Consider the following 25,458-nt stretch of genomic DNA (forward strand, 5'->3'; position numbering starts at 1 on the left):
ATGCCCAGATCCTTGCTGATTATCAGCCGTCAGTCCCCCTGGTCCGGGCCGAGTGCGCGCGAAGCGCTGGACATCGTCCTGGCCGGCGGTGCGTTCGATCTGCCGATCGGCCTGCTGTTTCTCGACGACGGCGTGTTCCAGCTCGCCGCGAAACAGGACGCCAAAGCCCTGCAACAAAAAGACCTGAGTGCCAACCTGCAGGCCCTGCCGATGTTCGGTGTCGAAGACCTGTTCGTCTGTGGCGACAGCGCGGCCGAACGCGGCCTGGACCCCAAGGCGTTATCGCTCGAAGAAGCCCGGGTGCTGACCGCCAGCGAAATCACCGCCCTTATTGACCGTTACCACCAGGTGATCACTCTCTGATGTCGACTTTGCATGTGTTGTCTCATTCCCCGTTCGGCGACGATCGCCTGGGCAGTTGCCTGCGCGTGATCGGCGCTGAGGATGCGCTGCTGCTGAGCGGCGACGCGGTCTATGGCTTGCAGCCCGGCACTGCGCCGTTCACCGCGCTGAATGCCCGCAGCCTGAAATTGTTCGTGCTGGCCGAGGATGCCCAGGCTCGATCCCTGCAAATCCCGGACTGGGCCAAGGCCATCGATTACCCGGCCTTCGTCGAACTATCGATTCACTACGACAAGGTCAACAGTTGGCTATGAATGCCCTGACGGTCGGCGCCCGCGCCATCGAGCTGGACAAGGACGGGTTCCTGGTCGAACTGAGCGACTGGTCCCTTGAGGTCGCCAGCGCCCTCGCCGCCGCGGAAGACATCGAGTTGAGCCCGGAACACTGGGAGATTCTCGAATTGCTGCGCAGTTTCTACAGCGAATTCCAGCTGTCCCCGGCCACCCGGCCGCTGATCAAATACACCGCATTGAAGCTCGGCCCGGAAAAAGGCAACAGCCTGCACCTTAACCGACTGTTCAAAGGCACCCCTGCCAAACTCGCCGCGAAACTGGCGGGCCTGCCCAAACCGACGAATTGCTTATGACCGACTACCCAGCGCTGACCCTCGAAACGCCCGCCGAACACCCGTTCGCCCAGTTCGTGCGCATCCTCGGCAAAGGCAAGCGTGGCGCCCGCGACCTGACCCGGGTAGAGGCCCGCGAGGCCATGGGCATGGTGCTCGACGACAAGGTCGAGGACACCCAGCTCGGCGCATTCCTTATGCTGCTACGGCACAAGGAAGAAAGCGCGGAGGAGATGGCCGGCTTTACCGAAGCCTTGCGTGCACGCTTGCAGGCACCGGCGTTGAATGTCGATCTGGACTGGCCGACCTACGCCGGCAAGAAACGTCATCTGCCGTGGTATCTGCTGGCCGCCAAGTGCCTGGCGCAAAATGGTGTGCGGATCTTCATGCACGGTGGCGGCGCGCACACGGCGGGTCGGCTGTACAGCGAACAGTTGCTCGCAACTTTGCAGATCCCGTTGTGCCGCAACTGGCAGCAGGTCGGCTCGGCACTCGATAACGGCGGCCTGGCGTTCATGCCGCTGATGGATTGGGCACCGCAGCTGCAACGCATGATCGATCTGCGCAATACCCTGGGCCTGCGTTCGCCGATCCACTCCCTGGCGCGGATCCTCAACCCGCTGGGCGCTCGCTGTGGCCTGCAAAGCATTTTCCACCCGGGCTACCAGGCGGTGCATCGCGATGCCAGCGGCCTGCTCGGCGACACCGCGATCGTGGTCAAGGGCGATGGCGGGGAAATCGAGATCAACCCCGACGCCGACAGCCACTTGTACGGCACCACCGGTGGCGCCAGCTGGGACGAGGAATGGCCGCAACGGTCGGCCCAGCGCCACGTCAAACCGGCCAGCCTGGACCCCGAACATTTGAAAGCCGTCTGGCGCGGCGACGTGGTCGACAGTTACCCGCAAATGGCCCTGGTTTCGACCATGGCCCTGGCCTTGCGCGGCCTTGGCCAGAGCCGTGAACAAGCCTTCGAGACCGCCCAGCAGTATTGGGATGCGCGGGACAGATCGATTTAATCGATCATATCTGCCCAACCTTTGCGCTATTTGTTCGAACCTATCCGAATAGACTCCTCTCCAACGCTTATTGCTCGAGGAGTCTGGAAATGGGTTTGTTAGTCGAAGGCCGCTGGCACGACCAGTGGTATGAAAGCAGCAAGGACGGCGCGTTCCAGCGTGAACAGGCGCAACGCCGCCATTGGCTAACGGCCGATGGCAAGCCAGGCCCTACGGGTGTCGGTGGTTTTGCGGCCGAAGCCGGGCGCTATCACCTCTACGTGTCCCTCGCCTGTCCCTGGGCGCATCGCACGCTGATCCTACGCAAACTCAAAGGCCTGGAAAGCCTGATCGACGTGTCCGTGGTCAGTTGGCTGATGCTGGAAAACGGCTGGACCTTCGACCAGGACCTGGGCTCCAGCGGCGACAAACTCGATCACTTCGACTTCATGCACCAGCGCTATACCGCCGACACTGCTGACTACACCGGCCGCGTCACGGTGCCGGTGCTCTGGGACAAACAGCAGAATCGCATCGTCAACAATGAATCGGCGGAGATCATCCGCATGTTCAACAGCGCGTTTGATGATTTGACCGGCAATGACCTGGATCTCTACCCGGCACCGTTGCGCAGCGAGATCGATGCGTTGAACGAGCGGGTTTATCCAGCGGTGAACAACGGCGTGTACCGTGCCGGGTTTGCCACGTCGCAGCAGGCGTATGAACAGGCGTTCGATGAATTATTTGCCGAACTGGATCGACTGGAGCAGTTGCTGGGCGCCAATCGTTACCTGACGGGTGAATACCTGACGGAAGCGGACATCCGGCTGTTCACGACGATGATTCGCTTTGACGCGGTGTATTACGGGCACTTCAAGTGCAATCTGCGGCGGATTGCCGATTATCCGAATCTGTCGAACTGGCTGCGGGAGATTTACCAGTGGCCGGGGATTGCCGGGACGGTGGATTTTCAGCACATCAAGCATCACTACTATGGCAGTCACAAGACCATTAATCCGACAGGGATTGTGCCGAAAGGGCCGGCGCAGGATTTCACCTTGGCCCATGATCGGGAGCGGTTGAGTGGGAAAGGGGTTTGGCGCAAGGCCTGAGGTTTGTGCCGTTTTTGAGGGCCCCAATCGCTAGCAGGCTAGCTCCCACACTGGATTTGTGTCGTTCACAAATCCCCTGTGGGAGCTAGCCTGCTAGCGATGGGACCGACGCGGTTTCTAAACCTGCCCCTGAGCCCCTTCAAACCACGCCAGTTTCTCGCGCAGTTGCACCACTTCCCCGACAATCACCAGCGTCGGCGCATGCACTTCATGCTCCGCCACCAGCTGTGGCAAATCCGCCAACGTACCGGTAAACACCCGCTGATTCACCGTCGTGCCCTGCTGAATCAGAGCCGCCGGGGTATCCGCCGCGCGGCCATGCTTGATCAACTGCTCGCAGATGATCGGCAAGCCCACCAACCCCATGTAGAACACCAGGGTCTGTGCCGGCGCGACCAGGTCGGCCCAGGGCAAATCCGTGGAACCGTCCTTGAGGTGCCCGGTGACGAACCGTACCGACTGTGCGTAATCGCGATGGGTCAGCGGAATCCCGGCATACGCCGCACAACCACTGGCCGCCGTGATTCCCGGTACGACCTGGAACGGGATGCCATGGGCCGCCAGTTCTTCGATTTCTTCACCACCGCGGCCGAAGATGAACGGATCGCCGCCCTTCAGACGCACCACTCGCTTGCCCTGCCTGGCCAAATCCACCAAGCGCTGGTTGATCTGATCCTGGGGTACCGCGTGATCGGCGCGACGCTTGCCGACGTAGATACGCTCGGCATCGCGACGGCACAAATCGAGGATCGCCGGCGCCACCAAACGGTCATACAGCACCACATCGGCTTGCTGCATCAGGCGCAAGGCGCGGAAGGTCAGCAGGTCGGGATCACCCGGCCCGGCGCCCACCAGATACACTTCGCCAGTGGCTACAGGTGCTTCACCGCTGATCTTCGCCAGCATCAAGCGCTCGGCTTCGGCGCCCTGCCCGGCCAGTTGGCGGTCGGCAATCGGGCCCTGGAACACGTCTTCCCAGAACGCCCGACGCTGCTGCACATCCGGGAACAGGCCTTTGACCTGGCTGCGAAAACGCGCCGCCAGACCGGCCAGTTGCCCGTAAGTGGAAGGAATCCAGGTTTCCAGCTTGGCCCGGATCAACCGCGCGAGCACCGGCGCATCGCCGCCGCTGGACACCGCGATGATCAACGGCGAACGGTCGACGATCGCCGGGAAGATCACGCTGCACAGGGCTGGCGCATCCACCACGTTGACCGGCACGCAACGCCGATGGGCATCGGCGGACACTTGTGCGTTGAGCGGTTCGTCATCGGTGGCGGCGATGATCAGCCCGCAACCGTCCAGATCGCTGTCGAGGTAACCGCGCAACAGGCATTCGCCACCGCTGCCGGCCACCAGTTCGCGCAGTTGCGGTTCGATATCGGGCGCGACCACCCGCAGCAGCGCACCGGCTTCGGCCAGCAGGCGGGATTTGCGCAAGGCAATTTCCCCGCCGCCGACGACCAACACACGACTGCCGCGAAGGTTATGAAACAGCGGCAGATAGTCCATTTAGCCGATGACCTCGATGCCACCCATGTACGGTTTCAGCACCTCAGGCACACGGATCGAACCGTCGGCCTGCTGGTAGTTTTCCAGCACCGCCACCAGGGTACGACCGACTGCCAGGCCGGAACCGTTCAAGGTGTGAACCAGCTCAGGCTTGCCGGTTTCCGGGTTACGGAAACGCGCTTGCATCCGACGGGCCTGGAAATCGCCGCAGTTGGAGCACGAGGAAATCTCGCGGTACTTGTCCTGGCTCGGGATCCACACTTCCAGGTCGTAGGTCTTGACCGCGCTGAAGCCCATGTCGCCGGTGCACAGCGCCAGGGTGCGGTAAGGCAGTTCCAGCAGTTGCAAGACTTTCTCGGCGTTGGCGGTCAGGCCTTCCAGCGCGTCCATCGAAGTCGACGGCTCAACGATCTGCACCATCTCGACCTTGTCGAACTGGTGCTGGCGGATCATGCCGCGGGTGTCACGACCCGACGCACCGGCTTCACTGCGAAAGCATGGCGTGTGGGCGACGAACTTGATCGGCAGCAGTTTCGAGTCGACGATTTCGCCAGCGACGATGTTGGTCAGCGACACTTCGGCAGTCGGGATCAGGTACAGATCGGCTTCGCCTTCGCGAGCGATCTTGAACAAGTCTTCTTCGAACTTCGGCAGCTGACCGGTGCCTTGCAGGGCCGGTGCCTGGACCAGATAAGGCGTGTAGGCCTCTTCGTAGCCGTGTTCGCTGGTGTGCAGGTTGATCATGAACTGCGCCAGGGCGCGGTGCAGACGGGCGATCGGGCCGCGCAGCAGGGCGAAACGCGCGCCGGACAGCTTGGCGGCGGTTTCGAAGTCCAGCCAGCCGAATTTCTCGCCCAGGGCGACGTGGTCCTGAACCGGGAAATCGAAAGCCTTCGGCGTGCCCCAGCGGCGCACTTCAACGTTGCCTTCTTCGTCGTCGCCGATCGGCACCGATTCGTGGGGCAGGTTGGGAATGCCGAGCAGGATCGAGTCCAGATCGGTCTGGATCGCGTCCAGCTCGACTTTACCGGCACTCAATTCGTTCGCCATGCGCTCGACGTCGGCCATCAGCGGCGCGATGTCTTCACCGCGCTGCTTGGCCTGACCGATGGACTTGGAGCGCGCATTACGTTCAGCCTGCAGTGCTTCGGTGCGGGTCTGGACGGTCTTGCGCTGTTCTTCCAGCGCTTCGATGCGCGCGACATCCAGGGTGTAGCCACGGGATGCCAGGCGGTCCGCTACGTCCTGAAGGTTGCTACGTAACAGTTTGGAATCGAGCATGTCGGTTTCTCGTTTATCAAAGTTTGGTCAAGGACAGGCCGGCCCAGGTGGCAAGCAGCCCGCCGAATACGCTGATCGCCGCATAGCCTATGGCCAGCGGCATTTGCCCGGTTTCCAGCAGGCGCACCGTATCCAGTGAAAAGGATGAAAAAGTCGTCAGCCCCCCGAGGAAGCCGACCATCAACCCGGCGCGCACCTCGATGGGCACCTCCGGGCGTATCAAAAACAGACCGTATAGAACGCCGATCAGCAGACAGCCCACGATATTAACGGCCAGCGTCGCGGTATAGAAGTGCCGCGGCCAATTAGCGTTGATCCAGTTACCGGTGGCGAAGCGCAACAGCGTGCCGGCGACACCACCCAGGGAAACCGCGACGATCAATGGGAGCACTATTTTCTCCGCTGCCGGGGGCTGAGTCGGTCCAGTTGCGCGAGGTGATTGAGTTTCTCGCCGATCTTCAGCTCCAGGCCCCGGGGCACCGGCTGATAGAAGGGTTGCGGCTCGAGTTCTTGCGGGAAGTAGTCTTCGCCGGCGGCGTAAGCGTCCGGTTCATCGTGGGCGTAACGGTATTCGTCGCCATAACCCAGCTGTTTCATCAGCTTGGTCGGCGCATTACGCAGGTGCAGCGGCACTTCCAGCGAACCGTGTTCGGTGGCGCTGCGCATCGCGGCCTTGAAGCCCATGTACACCGCGTTGCTTTTTGGCGCGCATGCCAGATAGGTGATGGCCTGGGCCACCGCCAACTCGCCTTCGGGGCTGCCGAGGCGCTCCTGCACTTCCCACGCGGCCAGGCACAGGCTCAGGGCGCGCGGGTCGGCGTTGCCGATGTCCTCGCTGGCCATGCGCACCACGCGCCGGGCCAGGTACAACGGATCGCAACCGCCGTCGATCATCCGCGCGAACCAGTACAAGGCACCGTCGGGATTCGAGCCGCGCACCGATTTATGCAGCGCGGAAATCTGGTCGTAGAACGCTTCGCCGCCCTTGTCGAAACGGCGACGGGTATCGCCCAACAGGCTTTGCAGCAGATCGACGCCGATCTCGCTGTTGTCTTCGGCCAGGTCCGAGGCGTTTTCCAGCAGGTTGAGCAACCGGCGGCCATCGCCATCGGCGGCCGACAGCAGCATCTGGAAGCCTTCATCGCTGAGGGTCAGCTGGCGCTTGCCCAGGCCACGCTCTTCGCCGAGCGCGCGCTGCACCAGCTTGCGCAGGGCCGCTTCGTCGAGGCTTTTGAGCACGTAGACGCGGGCCCGGGACAGCAAGGCGTTGTTGAGTTCGAACGAGGGGTTTTCGGTGGTCGCGCCGATGAAGATCAGCGTGCCGTCTTCGACATACGGCAGGAACGCATCCTGCTGGGACTTGTTGAAGCGATGCACTTCGTCGACGAACAGGATGGTGCGTTTGCCGTACTGCCCGGCCTGCTGTTTGGCGATTTCCACCGCCTGGCGGATTTCCTTCACACCGGCCAGTACCGCCGAGACCGTTTCGAAGTGTGCATCCGAGACTTCCGCCAGCAGCCGCGCCAGGGTGGTCTTGCCCACACCCGGCGGCCCCCAGAAAATCATCGAGTGCAGGGCACCCTGCTCCAGGGCTTCGCGCAATGGCTTGCCGCGGGCGAGCAAGTGTTCCTGACCGACGTACTCGTCCAGATTGACCGCACGCAAACGGGCGGCCAGGGGCTGAGCAATCGGGGCACTGCGAAACAGGTCCATCACGTGCGGTTGAAACCTCGCTTTATTACGTAGTTCTCAAGTCTGGCGAAATCCCGTGGCGAGGGAGCTTGCTCCCGCTGGGGCGCGAAGCGCCCCCGCTTATCCCTAAAAAGAAGGGGACTGCTGCGCAGTCCAGCGGGAGCAAGCTCCCTCGCCACACAAGCCCGCTCCCACAGGTTCTGCGTCTTACTCCTGAATGACGTCCGCCCCTTTAGGGATCACAAACTTGAACTTGGACGCCGCGATCGGCTCGTTGGCTTTCACGCCGGTGAACAGGATGTTGGTACGCTGACCGACGCTGTCGATCAGTTGCATATCATTGACCAGGCCGTTGCGGAACGACAGGCGCAGGCTGTCGAACAGGGTGTCCTTGGTTTTCGGCTTCAGGGTGAAGTCGATCACGCCACCGGCTTCCTTGGCACTGATGTCGAAGCTCTGGCTGATCTTGGACACGTCACCGGACAGCAGCAGTGCCGGGGTCTGGGTCAGGCGCAGGTCGAGGGTCTTGATGGTGACCTGTTCCAGGTCCGGGTCCCACAGGGTCACCTTCTTGCCGTCAGAGACCATGGTTTGCTCGGCCGGCGCGTCGGTGTGCCAGTAGAACAGGCCCGGGCGCTGCAACGACATTTCACCGGCCGTTTCCTGCAACTGGGTGCCGCCACCATCGAGGGTCAGCTGGGAGAAACGTGCGGTCAGGGTCTGGGATTTTTCCAGCAATTGGGTCAGGCGTGCCACGTCCTTGTCATCGGCGTGGGCCGAGAGCGTGGTCAAAGCCAGAACCGGCAGCAACAGCATGCGGATAAGACGCATGGGAGTCCTCTTGATATTCGTGGGGAGTGCGAGGCGCATTCCTGCGCCCAGCGCTTTTTAATTCAGGGGCATATTCAAATCACTCGCGCACCGGGCCAGGTGCCAGGACTTCACGGGAACCGTTGGTGTTCATCGACGTCACGACCCCGGCCATTTCCATGGCTTCGATCATGCGCGCGGCGCGGTTGTAGCCGATTTTCAGCTTGCGCTGGACCGCGGAAATGGACGCACGACGGCTTTCCAGGACGAATTGCACCGCTTCGTCGTAAAGCGCATCGGTTTCGGCATCATCGTCACCACCACCGCTGCCGCCTTCGAAACCGCTACCCGGCTCTTCGACACCGGCGAGGATCTCGTCGTTGTATTCCGGCGCACCGCGCAGTTTCCAGGCTTCAACCACCCGATGAACCTCTTCATCGGAGACGAAGGCACCGTGGACACGGATCGGCAGGCTGGTGCCCGGTGGCATGTAGAGCATGTCACCGTGACCCAGCAGCTGTTCGGCGCCGCCCTGGTCGATGATGGTTCGCGAGTCGATCTTGCTCGATACCTGGAACGCCATGCGCGTCGGGATGTTCGCCTTGATCAGACCGGTGATCACGTCGACCGACGGACGCTGGGTTGCGAGGATCAAGTGGATACCGGCGGCACGGGCCTTCTGGGCGATACGGGCGATCAGTTCTTCAACCTTCTTGCCGACGATCATCATCATGTCGGCGAATTCGTCGACCACCACGACAATGGTCGGCAGCTTGGTCAGCAGCGGCGCTTCGTCGTGAATGCTTTCGCGCTTGTACAACGGATCGGTCAGCGGCTCGCCGGCGTCTTGGGCTTCCTTGACCTTGGCATTGAAGCCCGACAAGTTGCGCACGCCCATCTTCGCCATCAGTTTGTAGCGACGCTCCATCTCCGCCACGCTCCAGCGCAGGGCGTTGGCCGCATCCTTCATGTCGGTCACGACCGGGCACAGCAGGTGCGGAATGCCTTCGTAGATCGACAGTTCGAGCATTTTCGGGTCGATCATGATCAGCTTGGCGTCTTCCGGGCCGGATTTGAACAGGATCGACAGGATCATCGCGTTCACACCCACGGACTTACCGGAACCGGTGGTACCGGCCACCAGCAAGTGCGGCATTTTCGCCAGGTCGGTGATCACCGGCTTGCCGCCGATATCGTGGCCCAGGGCCAGGGTGACCGGCGACTTGAAATTATCGTACTCAGGGGTCGACAGCACTTCGGAGAAGCGCACGATCTGCCGGTCTTCATTGGGAATTTCGATACCGACGGTGGTCTTGCCCGGAATCACTTCCACCACCCGCACGCTGGTCACGGCCAGGGAACGGGCCAGGTCTTTGGCCAGGTTGGAGATGCGGCTGACCTTGACGCCGGCCGCTGGCTGGATTTCGTAACGGGTAATGACCGGGCCCGGGTGGATCGAATCCACCGAGACTTCGACGCCGAATTCCTTGAGCTTGATTTCCAGCAAATGGCCCACCGCGGCCAGGGACTCAGGCGAATAATTGAGTTGTTTCTTTTCCGCAGGGTCGAGAATCGAAATCGGCGGCAAGGTGCCCTCGACCGCGCTGTCGACGAACAGCGGCGCCTGCTTCTCTTTTTCCACGCGTTTGCTGGGCGCTGCAGGCTTGGGCGGCGCTGGCGCGATGACCGGCGGCACCTGCTTCTCGCGGTCCGACATATGCTTGCTGAGGGCTTGTTCGCGCTCGATCAGGCGTTCCTTGACCTTGGCCTGCTCGCGCTTGTCGGTGACGCTCGGCGCGACCACGTCATGCACGCGCTCGTCGACTTCACGCAATTGCGCGACCAGCTGCTTGCGCTCGACACGGGCGGCCCACCAGCGGTTGGCCGCGCCCTGGAACAGTTCGAACAGGTCAAGGGTGATCTTGCCGGTGACGTCCATCACCTTGAACCACGACAGGTCGGTGAACACCGTCAGGCCGAACAGGAACAGGGCGATGAGCAGCAAGGTGCTGCCCTGGATGTTCAACGCATTCCTGGCCACGTCGCCGAGGCTTTCGCCCAACGCGCCGCCAGCGCCGGCTGGCAGACCGGTCGCCGCGTGAAAATGGATATGGGCCAGGGCCGCGCCGGACAACACCAGGAACACCAGGCCGATCAGGCGCCAGGAGAACAGCCAGCCGCTCCATTCCCATGGCTGGTGGCGCTGACGGAAGATCTGCCAGGCCTTGACCGCCAGCAGCAGCGGGAAGATGTAGGCGAAGTAACCCAGCACCATGAACAGGATATCGGCGCTGTAGGAGCCGGCCGGACCGCCGAAGTTCTGCACGTCGTCGATCTTGCTGTTGTGGCTCCAGCCCGGATCGTCCTTGCCATAGGTCAGCAAGGCCATCATCAGGAACAGGCACAAGGCACCGACGGCGATCAACGCACCTTCCTTGAGTCGGTAGTGCAATTGCTGGCGCCAGAGCGGAACGACGGCTGGTTTAGGTGCTGCGGTGGATTTCTTCAAAACGCTTCTTTTCCTGCGCCCATGGCGCGTCCATCTGTGGAGTGACTATAAAAACTGCCCGATCCAGGCAGGTAAAAAAGTTAACAGGCGTAACTGGGACTACTTTTAACACTGCACGCCGGTTTTTTTAAACACGGCTCGCAATGCTTATTTTGTTACAAGCACGCCGACAGCAGGCATTGTACGGGTTTGTTCGTCCGATGCCATGCTTGCAATCCCGGGTATAGCATAGTCAACGGGACTTGCATGCGGTTCAATTTGAGCATGCATTCTCTTTTGTGACAAAGGCTTATGAGGTGTTTTTATGAGCGAAGCTAAGCATTCCCGCCTGATCATTCTGGGTTCCGGTCCTGCCGGTTACAGCGCGGCCGTTTATGCCGCCCGCGCCAACCTCAAACCCGTTGTCATTACCGGCATACAGGCAGGTGGCCAGCTCACCACCACCGTCGAAGTCGATAACTGGCCCGGCGATGTCGAAGGACTCACCGGCCCGGTGCTGATGGAACGCATGCAAAAACACGCCGAACGCTTTGCCACAGAGATTGTTTACGACCACATCCACACGGCCAAGTTGCAACAGCGCCCGTTCGAACTCACCGGCGACAGCGGTACTTACACTTGCGATGCACTGATTATCGCCACCGGCGCCTCGGCCCAATACCTGGGGCTGCCCTCGGAAGAAGCCTTTGCCGGCAAAGGGGTGTCGGCCTGCGCGACCTGCGACGGTTTTTTCTACCGCAAACAGGTGGTCGCGGTGGTCGGGGGCGGCAATACGGCGGTCGAGGAGGCCCTGTACCTGTCGAACATCGCCAGTGAAGTCCATCTGATCCACCGACGCGACAAGTTGCGCGCCGAGAAGATTCTTCAGGACAAGCTCTTCGAAAAAGCCGCCAGCGGCAATATCCGCCTGCACTGGAATCAGCAACTGGATGAAGTGCTGGGCGATGCCAGCGGCGTGACCGGCGCCCGCCTGCGGGACAGCCATAGCGGCGAAACCAGCGAATTGCCACTGGCCGGGGTGTTCATTGCCATCGGGCACAAGCCCAATACCGACCTGTTCCAGGGGCAACTGGAAATGCGTGACGGTTATCTGCTGGTCAAGGGCGGCAGCGAAGGCGATGCCACCGCCACCGCGATCCCCGGCGTGTTTGCCGCCGGCGACGTGGCCGACCACGTTTATCGCCAGGCCGTCACTTCCGCCGGGGCCGGCTGCATGGCCGCACTGGACGCAGAGAAATACCTCGACGACATTCCGACCGTTTGACGGCACACTTCACGGTGGGCCTGACAACCCACCACTGCCCTCCCCTTCTGCAAGCCCGGATGCCATGCTGACTTGGTTACAACGCAATACCCTGACCTTCCCGCCGCTGGATAAGGCCATGCGTGACCCCAACGGGTTGTTGGCGGCGGGCGGCGACCTGTCCGCCGATCGCCTGATCAAGGCTTATCGCCATGGCTGTTTTCCATGGTTCTCGGAGGGCCAGCCGATACTCTGGTGGTCGCCAGACCCGCGCACGGTGTTATTTCCCGACGAGCTGCATGTCTCGCGCAGCCTGAACAAGCTGCTGCGCCAACAGCGCTATCAAGTGACCTTCGATCGGGATTTTGCCGCGGTCATCCGCGCCTGCGCCGCGCCACGGGAGTACGCCGACGGCACCTGGATCACCGAAGCGATGCAGGATGCCTACCTCGAGCTGCACAGGCGTGGTTACGCGCATTCGGTGGAAGTGTGGGACCAGGGCGAACTGGTCGGCGGGCTGTATGGCCTGGCCATGGGGCAATTGTTTTTCGGCGAGTCGATGTTCAGCCGCGCCGACAATGCCTCCAAATATGGCTTTGCCACACTGGTGCGACATCTGGAAGACTCAGGTTTCGTGCTGATCGACTGCCAGATGCCGACCGACCATCTGCACAGCCTTGGCGCGCGGGCGATTCCCCGTAGCGAGTTCGCCCGCTACCTGGCGCGGCACCTGGACCAACCCGGCCGCGCCACCTGGGTTTGCTGAGCGACTTTCGCGCGCGTGGCTTACACTTATCAAAAGCTTATTCGAGGGTTGATCATGACCGAGTTGGCGCGCTTGAAGTTCTATGCCACTCAGCCCCACTCTTGCAGCTATCTGCCCGAGGAGCAGGCCACCACCCTGTTCCTCGACCCTAGCCAGCCCATGGATGTGCATGTCTACGCAGACCTGTCGGAAATGGGTTTTCGTCGCAGCGGCGATCATCTGTACCGGCCCCATTGCCAGAATTGCAATGCGTGCGTACCGGCGCGGATTCCTGTGGCGCAGTTTTCACCGAATCGTCAGCAGAAACGCATTTTCAAGCGCAATGCCGATCTGCAAGTGCGTCCGGCCAAGCCCCAGTTCAGCGAAGAGTATTTCGACCTCTATCAGCGCTATATCGAGCAGCGTCATGCCGATGGCGACATGTACCCGCCGAGCCGCGATCAGTTTTCGACGTTCCTGATCCGGGACCTGCCGTTTTCCCGGTTCTATGAATTCCGTCTCGAAGGCCGGTTGCTGGCAGTGGCGGTCACCGACTTGCTGCCCAATGGCCTGTCGGCGGTCTACACCTTCTACGAACCTGACGAAGAGCGTCGCAGCCTGGGGCGTTACGCGATCCTCTGGCAGATCACCGAGGCCCGGCGACTGGGACTGGAAGCGGTCTACCTCGGCTACTGGATCAAGAACTGCAAAAAAATGAGCTACAAGACTCAATATCGCCCCATCGAACTGCTGATTAATCAGCGCTGGGTCATCCTGAACTAGAGCAAGCCCTAAACCCCTTGGCTTAAACCCCATTTTTCGGGCACAATGCACGCCGCTTTTGCCTGGCGCAGTTGCACCGGGCCATTCATTGGACACCGAGGGCTTTACTGCATGTCGAAAGAAGACAGCTTCGAAATGGAAGGCACTGTCGTCGACACCCTGCCCAACACCATGTTTCGCGTGGAGTTGGAAAATGGGCACGTCGTAACCGCGCATATCTCCGGCAAGATGCGCAAGAACTACATTCGTATTCTTACCGGTGACAAAGTGCGCGTCGAGCTGACGCCCTATGACTTGAGCAAAGGGCGCATCACTTACCGCGCTCGTTAATCAAGTCAATACAAGACGCCCGGTTTATGCCGGGCGTTTTTGTGTGCGCGGGATTCGCGGGTGCACAACAGACCCATGTGGGAGCGGGCTTGCTCGCGAATGCGGTGGGTCAGCCTGCATGGATGTTGGATGTGCCGACCTCTTCGCGAGCAAGCCCGCTCCCACAGGGAGCGGGGGGTATATCTGGCAGACAGCAAAAAGGCGCCTTTCGGCGCCTTTTGCTTTGTTGCGATAAACGTCAGGCCATTTCAGCCGTGGTTTCGAACTCGAAGGTCAGCTCGCCATCCTTGAGGTCGATGTGCACCACTCCACCGTGGTCGGCCAGTTCGCCAAAGAGGATCTCTTCGGCCAGCGGACGCTTGATCTTGTCCTGGATCAAACGCGCCATTGGTCGAGCGCCCATTGCCGAGTCGTAGCCGCCTGCTGCCAGCCAGCTGCGTGCCGCATCCGTCACTTCCAGCTGCACGCGCTTGTCTTCCAGCTGCGCCTGAAGCTCGGTAAGGAACTTGTCCACCACGCTTTTGATAACCTCATGGCTGAGGCGACCAAACTGGATAATGGTGTCCAGGCGGTTGCGGAACTCTGGCGTGAAGCTCTTCTTGATCACTTCCATCGCATCGGACGAGTGGTCCTGATGGGTGAAACCGATCGAAGCGCGAGCTGCAGTCTCGGCACCGGCGTTGGTCGTCATGATGACGATCACGTTACGGAAATCCGCCTTGCGCCCGTTGTTATCGGTCAGCGTACCGTGGTCCATGACCTGCAACAGCAGGTTGAAGACTTCCGGATGCGCCTTCTCGATCTCATCGAGCAACAGCACGCAGTGAGGCTGCTTGGTGATGGCTTCGGTCAGCAGGCCGCCCTGGTCGAACCCGACATAGCCTGGAGGCGCACCGATCAGACGCGATACGGTGTGGCGCTCCATGTACTCGGACATGTCGAAACGAACCAGCTCGATGCCCAACGCCTTGGCCAGCTGACGCGCCGCTTCGGTCTTACCGACACCGGTAGGCCCTGCGAACAGGAACGAACCGACAGGCTTGTCAGGCGACTTGAGGCCGGCACGGGACAGTTTGATCGCGGTCGACAGCGAGTCGATCGCGGCATCCTGGCCAAATACCGTCAGCTTCAGGTCACGCTCAAGGTTACGCAGCAGCTCTTTGTCGGAGCTGGTGACGTGTTTAGGCGGAATCCGCGCGATTTTCGCGACGATGTCCTCGACCTGAGGCACTTCGATGCGTTTCACGCGTTTCTCGATCGGCTGCAGACGCTGGTAGGCGCCCGCTTCGTCGATCACGTCGATGGCCTTGTCCGGCATGTGCCGGTCATTGATATAACGGGAAGCCAGTTCAGCCGCCGCACGCAACGCTTCATCGCTGTATTCGATGTTGTGGTGCGCTTCGAACCGACCTTTCAGGCCGCGCAGGATGCCGATGGTGTCTTCTACCGAAGGCTCCGACACATCGACCTTCTGGAAGCGCCGGGCCAAGGCACGGTCCTTCTCGAAGATCCCGCGGAATTCCTGGAACGTGGTCGAGCCGATGCAACGGATATCACCGGAGGACAGCAGCGGCTTGAGCAGGTTCGAGGCATCCATGACGCCACCGGACGCGGCACCCGCACCGATGATGGTATGGATTTCGTCGATGAACAAGATCGCCTGCGGACGTTTTTTCAGCTCATTGAGCAGCGCCTTGAAGCGCTTCTCGAAATCGCCGCGGTATTTGGTTCCGGCCAGCAGTGCACCCAGGTCGAGGGAATACACCACGCTGTTGGCCAGCAGATCCGGCACCTGGTTGTCGACAATACGCTTGGCCAGGCCTTCGGCAATCGCGGTTTTACCCACGCCCGCCTCGCCCACCAGCAGCGGATTGTTCTTGCGCCGACGCGCCAGGATCTGCGCGACACGCTCGACTTCCAGCTCACGGCCTACCAACGGATCGATACGACCCTGGCGCGCGAGTTCGTTGAGGTTGCTGGCATAAGCATCCAGAGGATTGCCTGAAGAAGAAGACTCACCGCCCTCGTCGTCCTGCATATCTTGCTCACCTTCAGAGTGATCGCCGTGCCCTGGCACTTTGGAAATGCCATGGGCGATGTAGTTGACGACATCGATGCGCGCAACGCTCTGCTGTTTCAGCAGGAACACTGCCTGACTCTCTTGCTCACTGAAGATCGCGACCAGTACGTTGGCGCCAGTCACTTCGCGTTTGCCCGAGCTCTGTACGTGAAAGACAGCACGCTGCAGAACACGCTGGAAGCCCAGGGTTGGCTGGGTTTCACGATCCTCGTCATGGACGGGGATCAATGGCGTGGTCGAGTCGATGAACTCCTGCAGATCATGCTTGAGTTTGTCGAGGTTTGCGCCGCAGGCACGCAAAACGGTGGCGGCAGCCTCATTGTCCAATAGGGCCAGCAGGAGGTGCTCGACGGTCATGAATTCATGACGCTTCGAACGAGCCTCCTTGAAGGCAAGATTGAGGGTGACTTCGAGCTCGCGGTTTAACATAGCTTCACCTCATACCCAAGTGGTCGGCGATTAACCGTCCTTCTCGATTTCACAGAGTAGCGGATGCTGGCTTTCCCTGGCGTACTGGTTGACCTGCATGGCCTTAGTCTCGGCGATGTCGCGGGTAAACACTCCACATACTGCCCGTCCTTCTGTGTGGACGGCCAGCATGACCTTGGTCGCCAGCTCGCGATTCAGGTTAAAAAACACCTCGAGCACTTCGACGACGAAATCCATCGGTGTGTAGTCATCGTTGAACAAAACCACCTTGTACATCGGCGGCGCCTGTAAAGCAGGCTTTGCCTCCTGAACAGCAATGCCTGCTGAATCGTCGTCGTGTTCCTCCGGGCGATCCTTTTGGAGAGTCGGGCGATCCTGATTGAATGTTAGTCGAATCTGGCTGATTGCATGCATGGAAAGAAAGGTTCGTCAGTTGTGCGAATACAGTGGTGGGGGCGGCCATCGTCGATTTCAACTCCGACTGCCTGGTCACCTTGACTATCGGCAAAACGGTGTTACAACCAATAGAGCCCACAGTGGGTAAAAAAGGTCCGTGGAGTCAACCTTATTTCCAGGAAATGACTGCGGATGTACTGGATGATACTCCAGTGATGGAGTCTGTAGCAGAGGGATATGGGTATGGCAGGTGTCAAGGTCAGCGGCAAGGTCAAATGGTTCAACAACGCCAAGGGTTACGGCTTCATCAATGAGGAAGGCAAGAGCGAAGACCTCTTTGCCCACTACTCGGCCATCAAGATGGACGGTTACAGAACCCTGAAAGCGGGACAAGCCGTGACATTCGAGATCATCCAGGGCCCCAAGGGCCTGCATGCGATCGAAATCCACGATGCCAACGTCGTCACGACGCCCACCCCCACCGCCACCTCTCAAGAAACCGCATGAACTGACGCGACCAATCATTCAGTCATAAAAAACCGCCCGACTCAATCGCTTGAGTCGGGCGGTTTTTTGTTACATCTTCGCTTACATATGCGAAATCAGCGCATCGCCAAACGCCGAAGAAGACAGCAGTTTCGCGCCTTCCATCAAACGGTGGAAGTCATAGGTCACGGTCTTGGCGGAAATCGCGCCATTGGTGCCCTTGATGATCAGATCGGCCGCTTCGGTCCAGCCCATGTGACGCAGCATCATCTCTGCGGACAGGATCAGCGAACCCGGGTTGACCTGGTCCTTGCCGGCGTATTTAGGCGCAGTACCGTGGGTCGCTTCGAACATTGCAATGGTGTCGGACAGGTTGGCACCCGGCGCGATACCGATACCGCCCACTTCGGCCGCCAGGGCGTCGGAGAGGTAGTCGCCATTGAGGTTCAGGGTCGCGATCACATCGTACTCGGCCGGGCGCAGCAGGATCTGCTGGAGCATGGCGTCGGCGATGGCATCCTTGACGATGACGTTCTTGCCGGTTTTCGGGTTCTTGAACTGCATCCACGGACCGCCGTCGAGCAGGGTCGCGCCGAATTCTTCAGCCGCCACTTCGTAGGCCCATTCCTTGAAGGCACCTTCGGTGAACTTCATGATGTTGCCTTTGTGCACGATGGTCAGCGAGTCGCGGTCGTTATCGACCACATACTGCAGGGCCTTGCGCGCCAGACGCTTGGTGCCTTGCAGCGAAACCGGCTTGACGCCGATGCCGCAGTTTTCGTCGAAACGGATCTTGGTGACGCCCATTTCTTCTTTGAGGAACTTGATGACCTTGGTGGCTTCCGGCGAACCGGCCTTCCATTCGATACCGGCATAAATGTCTTCCGAGTTTTCGCGGAAGATGGTCATGTCGACGTCGCCTGGCTTCTTGACCGGGCTAGGCACGCCTTCGAACCAGCGCACCGGGCGCAGGCAAACGTAAAGGTCGAGTTGCTGACGCAGGGCCACGTTCAGGGAACGGATGCCGCCGCCGACCGGGGTGGTCAGAGGGCCCTTGATGGAAACCACGTAATCCTTGACCGCGTCCAGGGTTTCCTGGGGTAGCCAGGTGTCCTGATCGTAAACCTGAGTCGCTTTTTCCCCGGCGTAGACTTCCATCCAGGAAATTTTGCGCTCGCCGCCGTAAGCCTTTTTCACAGCAGCATCGACAACCTTGATCATGACCGGGCTGATATCAACGCCAATACCATCGCCTTCGATGAAGGGGATGATCGGGTTGTTAGGAACATTGAGAGAATGGTCCGCATTGACGGTGATTTTTTCGCCGACGGCTGGAACCTGAATCTTCTTGTATCCCATGCTGAACTCCATTGTTTGGATTGAACATCTGGCTTGGTTCGAGCGTACCCCAGTTAATTCGGCGCGCAAACCCTATGTTCCATCCATCTGCCGCAAAGCTGCGCGGCGCGGGATCTACAAGCCTGAAAGAAAAGGGAAAAGCGCCAAACTCAAGCACGGTGCGAGACTCTACGCCCCGTACTCCCCTGCGACCTTTAGACCAATGGACGACATTCGTTGTGTATGAACCATCGGCAGATTGCCAGCTACCTATGTATAATGCCGCCCGCTGACCATAGAGTCACGACGGCCGACCTTTCAACTACAAGGCTTGGGGCCCGAAAAAGCAGGATTGTTACCGCAATCCACCCGCTTGACGCTCGACTGATGCACCCAACATCACCGCGCACAAATCTCGACATTCGGCTCATGGATGACTTTGAACGAACGCGCTTACCCGGCGCCCCTCGAGTTTTTCTGCGCACGCTTTAGCAAAGAAGAGAGAGTTAATCCGAATATGCCCACCCGCTCGAAGATCATCTATACCTTCACCGACGAAGCCCCCGCCCTCGCCACCTATTCACTGTTGCCTATCGTAGAGGCCTTCACCGCCTCCGCTGATATCGCCGTGGAAACCCGCGATATCTCTCTTGCAGGGCGCATCCTGGCCAGCTTCCCCGAGCAACTGGGTGACAAGGCCGTAGCCGACCACCTCGCCGAACTGGGCGACCTGGCCGTTACGCCTGAAGCCAACATCATCAAGCTGCCGAACATCAGCGCCTCGGTTCCGCAACTGCAAGCCGCGATCAAGGAACTGCAAGCCCAGGGCTTCGCAGTGCCGGACTACCCGGAAACCGTGACCAGCGACGCCGACAAACTCGCCAGGTCGCGCTACGACAAGATCAAGGGCAGCGCCGTCAACCCGGTCCTGCGCGAAGGCAACTCCGATCGTCGTGCTCCGCTGTCGGTCAAGAATTACGCGCGCAAGCACCCGCACAAAATGGGCGCCTGGGCCAAAGACTCCAAGTCCCACATCGCGCACATGAGCACCGGCGATTTCTACGGCAGCGAAAAAGCGGCCCTGATCGACGCCGCTGATGCCGTCAAAATCGAACTGATCGCCCAGGACGGCACCACCACCGTCCTGAAAGAAAAGACCACCGTGCAAGCCGGTGAGATCCTCGATTGCGCGGTCATGAGCAAAAACGCTCTGCGCAGCTTCATCGCTGCCGAGATCGAAGACGCCAAAGCCAAGGGCGTGCTGCTGTCGGTTCACCTCAAAGCCACCATGATGAAGGTCTCCGACCCGATCATGTTCGGCCAGATCGTTGCCGAGTTCTACAAAGAAGCACTGGCCAAGCACGCTGACGTGCTGGCACAGATCGGCTTCAACCTGAACAACGGCATCGGCGACCTGTACGCTCGCATCAAGGCCTTGCCGGCCGAGCAACAAGCGCAGATCGAAGCCGACATCCAGGCGGTCTATGCCGTTCGTCCGTCGTTGGCCATGGTCAACTCCGACAAAGGCATCACCAACCTGCACGTGCCGAGCGACGTCATCGTCGACGCCTCGATGCCAGCGATGATCCGTGACTCCGGCAAGATGTGGGGCACCGACGGTCAGCTGCACGACACCAAGGCGGTGATCCCGGATCGCTGCTACGCCACCATCTACCAGGCGGTGATCGAAGACTGCAAGCTGCACGGCGCCTTCGACCCGACCACCATGGGCAGCGTGCCAAACGTTGGCCTGATGGCGAAAAAAGCCGAAGAGTACGGCTCCCACGACAAGACGTTCCAGATCAAGGCCAACGGCGTTGTCCGCGTTACCGACAGCAAAGGCGGCCTGCTGCTGGAGCAACCGGTTGAAGCCGGCGACATCTTCCGCATGTGCCAGACCAAAGACGCGCCGATCCAGGACTGGGTCAAACTGGCCGTCAACCGTGCTCGCGCAAGCGCCACGCCAGCGATTTTCTGGCTGGACCCGATGCGCGCCCACGACGGCGTAGTGATCGAGAAAGTTCAGGCTTACCTGAAGGATCACGACACCGCAGGCCTGGACATCCGCATCATGGCGCCAGTCGACGCGATGAAGTTCACCCTGGACCGCACTCGCGCAGGCAAGGACACCATTTCGGTGACCGGCAACGTATTGCGCGACTACCTGACCGACCTGTTCCCGATCATGGAACTGGGCACCAGCGCCAAGATGCTGTCGATCGTGCCGCTGATGAATGGCGGCGGTCTGTTCGAAACCGGCGCTGGCGGTTCGGCACCGAAGCACGTTCAGCAGCTGGTGGAAGAAAACTTCCTGCGCTGGGATTCCCTGGGCGAGTTCCTGGCCCTGGCCGCTTCCCTCGAGCACCTGGGCGTGACTTACGACAACCCTAAGGCGCTGGTGCTGGCCAAGACCCTGGATCAGGCTACCGGCCAGTTCCTGGACAACAACAAGTCGCCATCGCGCAAAGTCGGCAACATCGACAACCGCGGCAGCCACTTCTACCTGGCGCTGTACTGGGCTCAAGCCCTGGCCGCCCAGACCGAAGACACTGCACTGCAGGCGCAGTTCGGCCAGCTGGCCAAGACCCTGACCGAGAACGAAGCGACCATCGTCGCCGAGCTCAACGCCGTTCAGGGCAAGCCAGTGGACATCGGCGGTTACTACCACGCCAATGCCGAGCTGATCAGCAAGGCCATGCGCCCGAGCAACACTTTCAACACCGCGATTGCCGCGTTGGTTTAAGGTTGTAAGGGAACATCACAAGCCCCGGCCCTGTGCCGGGGTTTGTGTTTTTGAAGACAACGCAAAACCCTGTGGGAGCTGGCCTGTCGGAACGCCGCATCGCAGCGATAGCGGCTTATCATTCAATTCAACATTGATGGTGACTGACTAATCGCAATCGCTGGCAGGCCAGCTCCCACAGGGATAGTGTTTCAACCTTTGGAACTCGAGGAAGCTTTATGGATTGGCTACCCCACATCACCGTCGCGACCATCGTCGAAGACAACGGCCGCTTCCTGATGGTCGAAGAACTCAAGCACGGACGAACGGTACTCAACCAGCCCGCCGGTCACCTCGACCCGGACGAAACCCTGATCGACGCCGCCGTGCGCGAAACCCTCGAAGAAACCGGTTGGGACGTCGAGCCGACCGGTGTGGTGGGCATTTACCTCTACACCGCCCCCAGCAACGGCGTGACTTACCAGCGGGTCTGCTTCAGCGCCAAAGCGCTCAAACATCACCCGGACTATCAGCTGGACGACGGCATCGTCGGCGCCAAGTGGCTGACGCGTGACGAATTGCTGGCACAGCGCGCAAACTGGCGCAGTGAGCTGATCATCCGCTGTATCGATGATTATCTGGACGGCCAACACTTCGGACTCGAATTGATCCGCCCTTCTCTTTAGCCTTGTGGGCTGCGGCCTGCTAGAATCGCGTCCTTTTTCAAGACACTCATTGAATCCCTATGCGTGATCCAGCCCCTTCTGACACACAAAAGAAGCGCGTCATTGTCGGCATGTCCGGCGGCGTGGACTCTTCCGTTTCCGCTCTCCTGCTGATCGAGCAGGGTTATGAGGTGGAAGGCCTGTTCATGAAGAACTGGGAAGAAGACGATGGAACCGAATACTGCACCGCCATGGACGACCTGGCGGACGCCCAGGCCGTGTGCGACAGGATTGGCATCAAGCTGCACACCGCCAACTTCGCCGCCGAGTACTGGGACAACGTGTTCGAGCACTTCCTGGCCGAATACAAGGCCGGTCGCACGCCGAACCCGGACATCCTGTGCAACCGCGAGATCAAGTTCAAGGCGTTCCTCGACTACGCCATGATGCTCGGCGCCGACCTGATCGCCACCGGCCACTACGTGCGCCGCCGCGACATCGATGGCCGCACCGAGCTGCTCAAGGGCCTGGACCCGAACAAGGACCAGAGCTACTTCCTGCACGCCGTCGGCGGTGAACAGATCGCCAAGACCCTGTTCCCGGTCGGCGAGCTGGAAAAACCCGAAGTGCGCGCGATCGCCGAGAAACACCAGCTTGCCACGGCGAAGAAAAAGGATTCCACCGGGATCTGCTTTATCGGCGAACGCCGCTTCAGCGACTTCCTCAAGCAGTACCTGCCGGCCCAGCCGGGCGAGATCAAGACCACCGAAGGCGAAGTCATCGGCCGTCACCACGGCTTGATGTACCACACCATCGGCCAGCGTCAGGGCCTTGGTATCGGCGGCTTGAAAGACGCCAGCGACGAACCCTGGTACGTGCTGATCAAAGACCTGGAGCACAACGAGCTGATCGTTGGCCAGGGCAATGACCACCCTTATCTGTTTTCCCGCGCCCTGCTGGCCTCGGATATCTATTGGGTCAACCCGATCGACCTGACCGAGCCGCGCAAGCTGACCGCCAAGGTCCGTTACCGCCAGAGCGATCAGCCCTGCACGCTGGAAAAGACCGCCACCGGCTACCGCGCGACCTTCGATGACCCGCAACGCGCGGTCACCCCGGGACAATCGGTGGTGTTCTACGACGGTGAAATCTGCCTCGGCGGCGGTGTGATCGAAGTCGCCGAACCCTGGACGAGCAAGAGCACCAGCAAGGGCCAAGCCCAATGAACCCGACCCAGGAACAATTGACGGCACTGGGCGGCGTGTTTCTCGCCGCGGTGCTGGTCGACAAGATCGCCAAGACCGGCCAGACCACCGAAGCCGGCCTGACCTGCATGCTCGGCAGCCTGCTGATTCGCGATCCCAAGGACACCCTTGAAGTCTACGGCGGCGACGACCTCAATCTGCGTGAAGGCTACCGGGCGCTGATCGGTGCCCTGGAGCGTGATCCCAGCACCCTTCAGCGCGAACCGCTGCGTTATGCACTGGCGATGCTGGGTCTGGAGCGTCAGTTGGCCAAACGCGGCGACATGCTGGACGAGATCGGCAAGCGGCTGCCGCAGATCCAGTCCCAGGTCGAACACTTTGGTGCAGCCCACGAAAACGTGATTGCCGCCTGCGGCGCGCTGTATCAGGACACCTTGAGCACCCTGCGCCAGCGGATCCAGGTCCACGGTGATATGCGCAACCTGCAGCAACCGAGCAATGCCTCGAAAATCCGCGCCCTGCTGCTGGCCGGGATTCGCTCGGCACGCCTGTGGCGCCAATTGGGCGGCCATCGCTGGCAGTTGGTGATCAGCCGTCGCAAGTTGCTCAAAGAGCTTTACCCGCTGATGCGCAGCAGCTGAACCGCGCCCGCAACACCTATTGGTAATTTGTAACGCGTAATACGCCGGTCAGTTGGCAACGGACCGGCGGATTTTTTCATGTATGATACGCGCCCCATTTCGTTGCCCGACTGTCCGAGAACACCCCATGCAGCTTTCTTCGCTCACTGCGGTTTCCCCTGTTGACGGCCGCTACGCCGGCAAAACCCAGGCCCTGCGCCCGATTTTCAGCGAATACGGCCTGATCCGTGCTCGCGTCCTGGTTGAAGTGCGCTGGCTCCAGCGCCTGGCCGCTCACCCTGGCATCAGCGAAGTGCCGGCGTTCTCCGCCGAAGCCAACGCGGTGTTGAATACCCTGGCGGACAACTTCGCCCTGGAACACGCCGAGCGTGTGAAAGAGATCGAGCGCACCACCAACCACGACGTCAAGGCCATCGAATACCTGCTCAAAGAGCAAGCGGCCAAGCTGCCGGAATTGGCCAAGGTCAGCGAATTCATCCACTTTGCCTGCACCAGCGAGGACATCAACAACCTGTCCCACGCCCTGATGCTGCGCGAAGGCCGTGATGACGTAATGCTGCCGCTGATGCGCCAGACTGCCCAAGCCATCCGCGAACTGGCGATCCGTTTCGCCGACGTGCCGATGCTGTCGCGCACCCACGGCCAACCGGCTTCGCCGACCACCCTGGGCAAAGAACTGGCGAACGTGGTTTACCGTCTGGAGCGTCAAATCGCCCAGGTCGCTGCCGTTCCGCTGCTGGGCAAGATCAACGGCGCCGTCGGCAACTACAACGCTCACCTGTCGGCCTACCCTGAGATCGACTGGGAAGAAAACGCCCGCGCCTTCATCGAAGACGAGCTGGGCCTGGGCTTCAACCCGTACACCACGCAGATCGAACCCCACGACTACATCGCCGAGCTGTTCGACGCGATCGCGCGCTTCAACACCATTCTGATCGACTTCGATCGCGACATCTGGGGCTACATCTCCCTGGGTTATTTCAAACAGCGCACTATCGCTGGCGAAATCGGTTCCTCGACCATGCCGCACAAGGTCAACCCGATCGACTTCGAAAACTCCGAAGGCAACCTGGGTATCGCCAACGCATTGTTCCAGCACCTGGCGAGCAAGCTGCCGATCTCCCGCTGGCAGCGCGACCTGACCGACTCCACCGTACTGCGCAACCTCGGTGTCGGCTTCGCCCACAGCGTGATCGCCTACGAAGCCAGCCTCAAAGGCATCAGCAAGCTGGAGCTCAACGCCCAGAAAATCGCTGCCGACCTGGACGCGTGCTGGGAAGTATTGGCCGAGCCGATCCAGACCGTCATGCGTCGCTACAACATCGAAAACCCGTACGAAAAGCTCAAAGAGTTGACCCGTGGCAAGGGCATCAGCCCTGAAGCACTGCAAACTTTCATCGACGGCCTGGACATGCCAGCCGCGGCCAAGGCCGAGCTGAAACTGCTCACCCCGGCGAACTACATCGGCAACGCTGTAGAGCAAGCCAAACGCATCTGATCGACCGTTGTACCCG

The 25,458-nt window shown here is 60.4% G+C and carries 24 protein-coding genes; 15 read left to right on the forward strand and 9 right to left on the reverse strand.

Annotation, left to right across the window (positions count from 1 at the left end):
• From tusC to ACA041_RS21255, 5 genes are all read left to right on the forward strand, one after another.
• The gene (tusC, locus tag ACA041_RS21235; RefSeq protein ID WP_497437130.1) at window positions 1–363 is read left to right on the forward strand and encodes a sulfurtransferase complex subunit TusC; all 363 of its coding nucleotides are present in this window, start codon (window positions 1–3) and stop codon (window positions 361–363) included.
• Complete coding sequence (gene tusB / locus ACA041_RS21240; RefSeq protein WP_497437133.1) at window positions 363–656, forward strand: sulfurtransferase complex subunit TusB; 294 nt, start codon at window positions 363–365, stop codon at window positions 654–656. Before tusC ends, tusB begins: the two co-directional genes overlap by 1 nt.
• Window positions 653–988: a TusE/DsrC/DsvC family sulfur relay protein gene (locus ACA041_RS21245; protein ID WP_497437138.1), complete on the forward strand. Its 336-nt coding sequence runs from the start codon at window positions 653–655 to the stop codon at window positions 986–988. The genes tusB and ACA041_RS21245 overlap by 4 nt, the downstream gene beginning before the upstream one ends.
• Window positions 985–1,986 carry a glycosyl transferase family protein gene (locus ACA041_RS21250; RefSeq protein ID WP_497437141.1) on the forward strand — a complete coding sequence of 334 codons (1,002 nt, stop codon included), beginning with the start codon at window positions 985–987 and terminating at the stop codon, window positions 1,984–1,986. The genes ACA041_RS21245 and ACA041_RS21250 overlap by 4 nt, the downstream gene beginning before the upstream one ends.
• A gap of 89 nt (window positions 1,987–2,075) precedes the next feature.
• Window positions 2,076–3,077, forward strand: coding sequence for a glutathione S-transferase family protein (locus ACA041_RS21255; RefSeq protein ID WP_497437144.1), 1,002 nt, complete (start codon window positions 2,076–2,078; stop codon window positions 3,075–3,077).
• A gap of 117 nt (window positions 3,078–3,194) precedes the next feature.
• Here the strand turns inward: ACA041_RS21255 and cysG are convergent, their stop codons facing one another.
• The 6 genes from cysG to ACA041_RS21285 form a co-directional block, all read right to left on the reverse strand.
• Entirely contained in the window at window positions 3,195–4,589 is a 1,395-nt protein-coding gene (gene cysG / locus ACA041_RS21260; protein ID WP_497437148.1) for a siroheme synthase CysG, read from the reverse strand.
• Window positions 4,590–5,870, reverse strand: a complete 1,281-nt coding sequence (serS, locus tag ACA041_RS21265; RefSeq protein WP_497437153.1) for a serine--tRNA ligase — start codon at window positions 5,868–5,870, stop codon at window positions 4,590–4,592. It abuts the gene before it with no gap.
• Window positions 5,871–5,886: 16 nt separating this feature from the next.
• Window positions 5,887–6,261 carry a fluoride efflux transporter CrcB gene (crcB, locus tag ACA041_RS21270; protein WP_497437159.1) on the reverse strand — a complete coding sequence of 125 codons (375 nt, stop codon included), beginning with the start codon at window positions 6,259–6,261 and terminating at the stop codon, window positions 5,887–5,889.
• Entirely contained in the window at window positions 6,261–7,583 is a 1,323-nt protein-coding gene (locus ACA041_RS21275) for a replication-associated recombination protein A (protein ID WP_497442140.1), read from the reverse strand. Before ACA041_RS21275 ends, crcB begins: the two co-directional genes overlap by 1 nt.
• Window positions 7,584–7,769: 186 nt before the next feature.
• Window positions 7,770–8,393, reverse strand: a complete 624-nt coding sequence (lolA, locus tag ACA041_RS21280) for an outer membrane lipoprotein periplasmic chaperone LolA (RefSeq protein ID WP_128871298.1) — start codon at window positions 8,391–8,393, stop codon at window positions 7,770–7,772.
• A 79-nt stretch (window positions 8,394–8,472) separates the two neighbouring features.
• Window positions 8,473–10,881: a DNA translocase FtsK gene (locus tag ACA041_RS21285; RefSeq protein WP_497437163.1), complete on the reverse strand. Its 2,409-nt coding sequence runs from the start codon at window positions 10,879–10,881 to the stop codon at window positions 8,473–8,475.
• Window positions 10,882–11,185: 304 nt separating this feature from the next.
• On the opposite strand from ACA041_RS21285, the gene trxB reads away from it, so the two are divergent.
• The 4 genes from trxB to infA all read left to right on the forward strand — a co-directional run bounded on the left by trxB (window position 11,186) and on the right by infA (window position 13,982).
• Window positions 11,186–12,145: a thioredoxin-disulfide reductase gene (trxB, locus tag ACA041_RS21290; RefSeq protein WP_497437167.1), complete on the forward strand. Its 960-nt coding sequence runs from the start codon at window positions 11,186–11,188 to the stop codon at window positions 12,143–12,145.
• A 64-nt stretch (window positions 12,146–12,209) separates the two neighbouring features.
• A complete protein-coding gene (gene aat / locus ACA041_RS21295) occupies window positions 12,210–12,890 on the forward strand; it encodes a leucyl/phenylalanyl-tRNA--protein transferase (protein WP_497437170.1) in 681 nt (226 codons plus the stop codon).
• Window positions 12,891–12,944: 54 nt separating this feature from the next.
• Window positions 12,945–13,652: an arginyltransferase gene (locus ACA041_RS21300; RefSeq protein ID WP_497437172.1), complete on the forward strand. Its 708-nt coding sequence runs from the start codon at window positions 12,945–12,947 to the stop codon at window positions 13,650–13,652.
• 111 nt (window positions 13,653–13,763) lie between these two features.
• Complete coding sequence (gene infA, locus ACA041_RS21305; RefSeq protein ID WP_002553999.1) at window positions 13,764–13,982, forward strand: translation initiation factor IF-1; 219 nt, start codon at window positions 13,764–13,766, stop codon at window positions 13,980–13,982.
• Between the two features lie 238 nt (window positions 13,983–14,220).
• Here the strand turns inward: infA and clpA are convergent, their stop codons facing one another.
• Window positions 14,221–16,491, reverse strand: coding sequence for an ATP-dependent Clp protease ATP-binding subunit ClpA (gene clpA, locus ACA041_RS21310; protein WP_007946437.1), 2,271 nt, complete (start codon window positions 16,489–16,491; stop codon window positions 14,221–14,223).
• Window positions 16,492–16,521: 30 nt separating this feature from the next.
• Entirely contained in the window at window positions 16,522–16,905 is a 384-nt protein-coding gene (gene clpS / locus ACA041_RS21315; RefSeq protein WP_020799529.1) for an ATP-dependent Clp protease adapter ClpS, read from the reverse strand.
• A gap of 225 nt (window positions 16,906–17,130) precedes the next feature.
• On the opposite strand from clpS, the gene cspD reads away from it, so the two are divergent.
• Entirely contained in the window at window positions 17,131–17,394 is a 264-nt protein-coding gene (gene cspD / locus ACA041_RS21320) for a cold shock domain-containing protein CspD (RefSeq protein WP_497437177.1), read from the forward strand.
• A gap of 81 nt (window positions 17,395–17,475) precedes the next feature.
• On the opposite strand, the gene icd is transcribed toward cspD, so the two are convergent.
• A complete protein-coding gene (gene icd, locus ACA041_RS21325; protein ID WP_497437184.1) occupies window positions 17,476–18,732 on the reverse strand; it encodes an NADP-dependent isocitrate dehydrogenase in 1,257 nt (418 codons plus the stop codon).
• A gap of 496 nt (window positions 18,733–19,228) precedes the next feature.
• Here icd and ACA041_RS21330 point away from each other — a divergent pair, with 496 nt between their 5' ends.
• From ACA041_RS21330 to purB, 5 genes are all read left to right on the forward strand, one after another.
• The gene (locus ACA041_RS21330) at window positions 19,229–21,454 is read left to right on the forward strand and encodes an NADP-dependent isocitrate dehydrogenase (protein ID WP_497437190.1); all 2,226 of its coding nucleotides are present in this window, start codon (window positions 19,229–19,231) and stop codon (window positions 21,452–21,454) included.
• A 218-nt stretch (window positions 21,455–21,672) separates the two neighbouring features.
• Window positions 21,673–22,119, forward strand: coding sequence for an NUDIX hydrolase (locus tag ACA041_RS21335; protein ID WP_497437195.1), 447 nt, complete (start codon window positions 21,673–21,675; stop codon window positions 22,117–22,119).
• A gap of 59 nt (window positions 22,120–22,178) precedes the next feature.
• Window positions 22,179–23,324, forward strand: coding sequence for a tRNA 2-thiouridine(34) synthase MnmA (mnmA, locus tag ACA041_RS21340; protein WP_497437199.1), 1,146 nt, complete (start codon window positions 22,179–22,181; stop codon window positions 23,322–23,324).
• On the forward strand, window positions 23,321–23,944 hold the full coding sequence (gene hflD / locus ACA041_RS21345; RefSeq protein WP_064678738.1) for a high frequency lysogenization protein HflD: 624 nt from the start codon (window positions 23,321–23,323) through the stop codon (window positions 23,942–23,944). The genes mnmA and hflD overlap by 4 nt, the downstream gene beginning before the upstream one ends.
• A gap of 127 nt (window positions 23,945–24,071) precedes the next feature.
• Entirely contained in the window at window positions 24,072–25,442 is a 1,371-nt protein-coding gene (gene purB / locus ACA041_RS21350) for an adenylosuccinate lyase (RefSeq protein WP_497437203.1), read from the forward strand.
• Window positions 25,443–25,458: the final 16 nt, after the last annotated feature.

Source organism: Pseudomonas sp. LBUM1676, assembly GCF_059695605.1.

Bases quoted from the DNA above. Each gene is read 5' to 3' on its own strand.
- aat (WP_497437170.1), top strand. From the start codon at position 12,210: ATGCTGACTTGGTTACAACGCAATACCCTGACCTTCCCGCCGCTGGAT.
- mnmA (WP_497437199.1), top strand. From the start codon at position 22,179: ATGCGTGATCCAGCCCCTTCTGACACACAAAAGAAGCGCGTCATTGTC.
- purB (WP_497437203.1), top strand. From the start codon at position 24,072: ATGCAGCTTTCTTCGCTCACTGCGGTTTCCCCTGTTGACGGCCGCTAC.
- ACA041_RS21255 (WP_497437144.1), top strand. From the start codon at position 2,076: ATGGGTTTGTTAGTCGAAGGCCGCTGGCACGACCAGTGGTATGAAAGC.
- cysG (WP_497437148.1), bottom strand. From the start codon at position 4,589: ATGGACTATCTGCCGCTGTTTCATAACCTTCGCGGCAGTCGTGTGTTG.
- lolA (WP_128871298.1), bottom strand. From the start codon at position 8,393: ATGCGTCTTATCCGCATGCTGTTGCTGCCGGTTCTGGCTTTGACCACG.
- clpS (WP_020799529.1), bottom strand. From the start codon at position 16,905: ATGCATGCAATCAGCCAGATTCGACTAACATTCAATCAGGATCGCCCG.
- icd (WP_497437184.1), bottom strand. From the start codon at position 18,732: ATGGGATACAAGAAGATTCAGGTTCCAGCCGTCGGCGAAAAAATCACC.
- ACA041_RS21335 (WP_497437195.1), top strand. From the start codon at position 21,673: ATGGATTGGCTACCCCACATCACCGTCGCGACCATCGTCGAAGACAAC.
- cspD (WP_497437177.1), top strand. From the start codon at position 17,131: ATGGCAGGTGTCAAGGTCAGCGGCAAGGTCAAATGGTTCAACAACGCC.
- ACA041_RS21300 (WP_497437172.1), top strand. From the start codon at position 12,945: ATGACCGAGTTGGCGCGCTTGAAGTTCTATGCCACTCAGCCCCACTCT.
- ACA041_RS21245 (WP_497437138.1), top strand. From the start codon at position 653: ATGAATGCCCTGACGGTCGGCGCCCGCGCCATCGAGCTGGACAAGGAC.
- serS (WP_497437153.1), bottom strand. From the start codon at position 5,870: ATGCTCGATTCCAAACTGTTACGTAGCAACCTTCAGGACGTAGCGGAC.
- ACA041_RS21250 (WP_497437141.1), top strand. From the start codon at position 985: ATGACCGACTACCCAGCGCTGACCCTCGAAACGCCCGCCGAACACCCG.
- hflD (WP_064678738.1), top strand. From the start codon at position 23,321: ATGAACCCGACCCAGGAACAATTGACGGCACTGGGCGGCGTGTTTCTC.
- ACA041_RS21330 (WP_497437190.1), top strand. From the start codon at position 19,229: ATGCCCACCCGCTCGAAGATCATCTATACCTTCACCGACGAAGCCCCC.
- trxB (WP_497437167.1), top strand. From the start codon at position 11,186: ATGAGCGAAGCTAAGCATTCCCGCCTGATCATTCTGGGTTCCGGTCCT.
- ACA041_RS21275 (WP_497442140.1), bottom strand. From the start codon at position 7,583: ATGGACCTGTTTCGCAGTGCCCCGATTGCTCAGCCCCTGGCCGCCCGT.
- infA (WP_002553999.1), top strand. From the start codon at position 13,764: ATGTCGAAAGAAGACAGCTTCGAAATGGAAGGCACTGTCGTCGACACC.
- tusC (WP_497437130.1), top strand. From the start codon at position 1: ATGCCCAGATCCTTGCTGATTATCAGCCGTCAGTCCCCCTGGTCCGGG.
- clpA (WP_007946437.1), bottom strand. From the start codon at position 16,491: ATGTTAAACCGCGAGCTCGAAGTCACCCTCAATCTTGCCTTCAAGGAG.
- tusB (WP_497437133.1), top strand. From the start codon at position 363: ATGTCGACTTTGCATGTGTTGTCTCATTCCCCGTTCGGCGACGATCGC.